This window comes from Xenorhabdus sp. PB30.3 (assembly GCF_963895965.1).
Taxonomy (GTDB): Bacteria; Pseudomonadota; Gammaproteobacteria; order Enterobacterales; family Enterobacteriaceae; genus Xenorhabdus; species Xenorhabdus stockiae.
In genome coordinates this window covers 1-3,542 of record NZ_CAWQMW010000065.1, presented here as the reverse complement: position 1 = coordinate 3,542, position 3,542 = coordinate 1, and the positions used below count along the sequence as shown (strand labels likewise).

Sequence of the window (3,542 nt, the reverse complement as noted above, 5' to 3'; positions counted from 1 at the left end):
TTCAAGTCACATTTAAATGAAACTAAAAATCATTAGATTCTCAAATATAAATTTCATTTCAATAAAAAAACAAATGTTTAAGCTGGTGAAAATAAAATGCAATCTTTTGTTTTTACTGTTAAATTTATAGTCAAAAATATGGTTACCATGCTAAGCATTTTAAAATAACAGATATTGTCTATTTTTTAGGTTAAAATCTAATCTTAAAATCAAATTTCAAATGAAAAACACAATATCATTAAACTTACGATCACATTCTCACTCCACGAAGAATATGTGAAAATCACCTTTACTGTCATTTCTCAATGGAATAAAAACGATGAAGTTTAACAACAACAAGGGGCATGGTATGAGGAAAATGGATAATCAAGAGTTAAAAATATTACAAATGCTCAGGAGAGATCCATTCCTCACCCAAAATGACATTGCCGCAATGCTTGAGATAAGTCGTTCAAGCGTGGCTGGACATATCATGAACCTACAAAAAAAAGGGCATATTAAAGGTAGAGGCTATATTTTTTCCAGTGGAAATTATGCAGTAACCGTTGGGGCTTCCAACATGGATATCACCAGTTTCACCTCTACTGAATTATTGAAAAAAGATTCCAACCCAGGGAAAACAAAATATACGTTAGGTGGTGTTGGTCGTAATATTGCACACAACATTGCCACATTGAAAAACGAAAGTTACCTAATTTCTGTTTTTGGGGATGATTCCCATGGAAAAAGACTTTTTAGAGAAACACGAGCCGTTGGAGTTGATTTAGCGCATTCTCATAAATTAAATGATGAAAGAACATCGACCTACCATTCAATTATTGGCAGCAATGGTGAACTACAGAATGCAGTAAGTGATATGGATATTGTCAAGCAACTCACACCAGAATTGCTAATACAATCCCAGTCACTGATTGAACGAGCGGGAATACTGATTATTGATTGTAACTTGACAGAAAACACATTGGAGTGGTTACTTAAACATTCAGGCAATACCCCCGTATTTGTCGATCCAGTCTCCTCTTATAAAGCAGGAATAATACGCAACTGGTTATCATATATTCATACGATCAAACCTAATCGGTTGGAGGCAGAAGAACTCAGCGGTATAAAAATAGACTCTATAGAAAATGCTCGATTAGCAACATCATGGTTTCATGAGCAGGGAGTTCATCGGGTAGTGTTAAGCATGGGAGCTGAGGGGGTATACTATAGTGAACGGGATTATGTCTCTGGTCATTCCCCAGCTATACCCGTCAATATTGTCAATACTACGGGTTCTGGGGATGCAATGATAGCAGGATTAGTGCATTGTGGGCTGGCCGGGATGGATTTTCAGGATAGTGTTAAATTTTCACAATGCTGTGCTGCTCAAATTCTCTCTTCAGAGGCAACCTATTCACTTACACTCTCTCCGCTCTCTGTTGAAAAGCTATTATTGATGAATAGTTTTGAGTAATAACAAACTAATGTAATACCATAACAATTAAAACAAAGTAGTTCGCCCATTTTCATTGTGCCGGGCTAAACCCGGCAATTTTTTAATACCATAATGAAAAAATATTGTTACCAAAACAATTTGAAAATATTTCGCCCAAAAATGGAACAAGATATAACCATAAATATTAAGAACAACATATATGAACAAAGGAAATCAGTTTAAAATTGGCAAACTAGCCCCGTATGAACACAATTATTCAGATAAACATCCCAAAATCCAACAGGGTAACGCTCTAAATCGCATTCTAATACTGTCGGAGGCTGCCAACTAAAACGGCTAAATCCTGCCTTATTGATGGCATTTTCATAACTTTCACGGCTCCAGCGATAGAAGGTAAAGGGGCTTGGTGGTGTTGTCAGAAACTCTGCCTGATAACGAACACCATCCAGCCATGGATCCTCATTCAATATCCTGAAACCATAGTTATTGCAATTTCCATTTTTTAATTGGTAATCTGGAGATGCCATATAAGCGATCAACTTACCGGAAGGTTTAAGATGATTAGCAGCCGCCTGAAACATGGTTTCAAGCTCCTGTGTCGATTCGGAATAATGGAATAAAAAAGCGGCTATGACGATATCAAATTTCTCAGCTAACTGGACTTCACAAACGTTCTGCAGATGGAACTCAATATTATCCTTATTCTGTTTTGACTTCATCCGAGCGAGTTCAATCATTTTCTCTGAGATATCAACCCCCACTATTTTTGATGCACCACGACGGTAAAATTCTCTCCCAAAATAACCATAGCCACAAGCTAAATCGAGCACTGATTTGCCTTGTATATCTCCTGCCATCCTGAGTATATCCTGAAGCTCAGATTGCCGTTGGGCTACTGTGTTAGAAAATCGCTCATAGTGTTCTCCAATAGCATCATAGCTCGCTTGTTCTTCCATTGTTATGACTCCTGATACAGTAATAAATTTTTTCTTAAAAAGAAATTGAATAATGGGACTATTGTATAAAAAATAAATTATCGTTAGATAATTAGATATAATTATTTTTGTAACATGAGGAACTTTTTATGTTAGTAATTGATGAATGAAGAAATTTTCAATACCGAAACATATTATAAGATACCCATGGAATTCAGAGTGTTATTGCGGCGGTAAGAGAGCGTCAATGAACATAAATAGCAATATGATTGGTATGAATAATGTACATGAGCAACAAACCGGCAACCTGAAAAGCAGTAAATTGAGAATATGAATAAACTTGACTTATCATAATCAAGTTCGAGCTTAGAAGAGAAAAATAAATTATAATATTCAAATAACAAAATAAAATACTAAGGGTATACTTATTATAATTAGTCAGTATATTTAGCAGTAGCGAAAGCTAATGAAAAATTAGCATTTTTAGTACCACAGACACAACTTTTTTGCTCCCACAATAGCAGCAAAAACCGCCAATAGCCCACCCTATTTTTTTACTACAATATTTCCATAAGCTCGATTCTATTACCAAACGGGTCATAAACATGAAAGCGATTAAACCCTTCAATGGGTACATCATCCTGACATTTGTACCCGGCATCAGTACACAATTTTCGTAGCTGATTCAGGTTATCAACCAGAAAAGCAGGGTGTGCTTTAGTTCCGGGATAAAAATCTTCCTGTACGCCTAAATGAACCTGAACTTCACCGCTGATAAACCAACAACCGCCGCGTTTAGCAAGGTTTTCTGGTTTTTGTATCTCAGTTAACCCGAGAATATCGATATAAAATTTACGGGCTGTATCTTCTTCTCCTTTAGGCATCGCGAGCTGAACATGATCTATCTTTAATAAAGTCATGATAAGTTCTCCTGAAAAATAGCGGGTATATACCAATAGGTTTCCTCGTGACGGCAAGTGTGACAATTGGCAATAACAAACTCAACAACCATCGACTTTATTCGGTTGTTGTTGAGTACTTGATCATATTATTTGTAATATAAAGATTAATTTTTATTAATATGAAACCTTTTAAATCACCTTCAACAAATATCACTTTGTTATCATAACCATGCTAAAAATTAATGAGAAATAATAATAAAATAACAC

3 protein-coding genes are annotated in these 3,542 nt (G+C 35.5%); 1 reads left to right on the top strand and 2 read right to left on the bottom strand.

The window, feature by feature from the left end; all coding sequences use genetic code 11:
• Positions 1-358 precede the first annotated feature (358 nt).
• A complete protein-coding gene (locus tag AACX38_RS04990; protein WP_228865838.1) occupies positions 359-1,456 on the top strand; it encodes a PfkB family carbohydrate kinase in 1,098 nt (365 codons plus the stop codon).
• 200 nt (positions 1,457-1,656) lie between these two features.
• Here the strand turns inward: AACX38_RS04990 and AACX38_RS04985 are convergent, their stop codons facing one another.
• A complete protein-coding gene (locus AACX38_RS04985) occupies positions 1,657-2,394 on the bottom strand; it encodes a class I SAM-dependent DNA methyltransferase (RefSeq protein ID WP_228865837.1) in 738 nt (245 codons plus the stop codon).
• A 536-nt stretch (positions 2,395-2,930) separates the two neighbouring features.
• On the bottom strand, positions 2,931-3,293 hold the full coding sequence (locus AACX38_RS04980) for a VOC family protein (RefSeq protein ID WP_228865836.1): 363 nt from the start codon (positions 3,291-3,293) through the stop codon (positions 2,931-2,933).
• Positions 3,294-3,542: the final 249 nt, after the last annotated feature.

Bases quoted from the DNA above. Each gene is read 5' to 3' on its own strand.
- AACX38_RS04985 (WP_228865837.1), bottom strand. From the start codon at position 2,394: ATGGAAGAACAAGCGAGCTATGATGCTATTGGAGAACACTATGAGCGA.
- AACX38_RS04990 (WP_228865838.1), top strand. From the start codon at position 359: ATGGATAATCAAGAGTTAAAAATATTACAAATGCTCAGGAGAGATCCA.
- AACX38_RS04980 (WP_228865836.1), bottom strand. From the start codon at position 3,293: ATGACTTTATTAAAGATAGATCATGTTCAGCTCGCGATGCCTAAAGGA.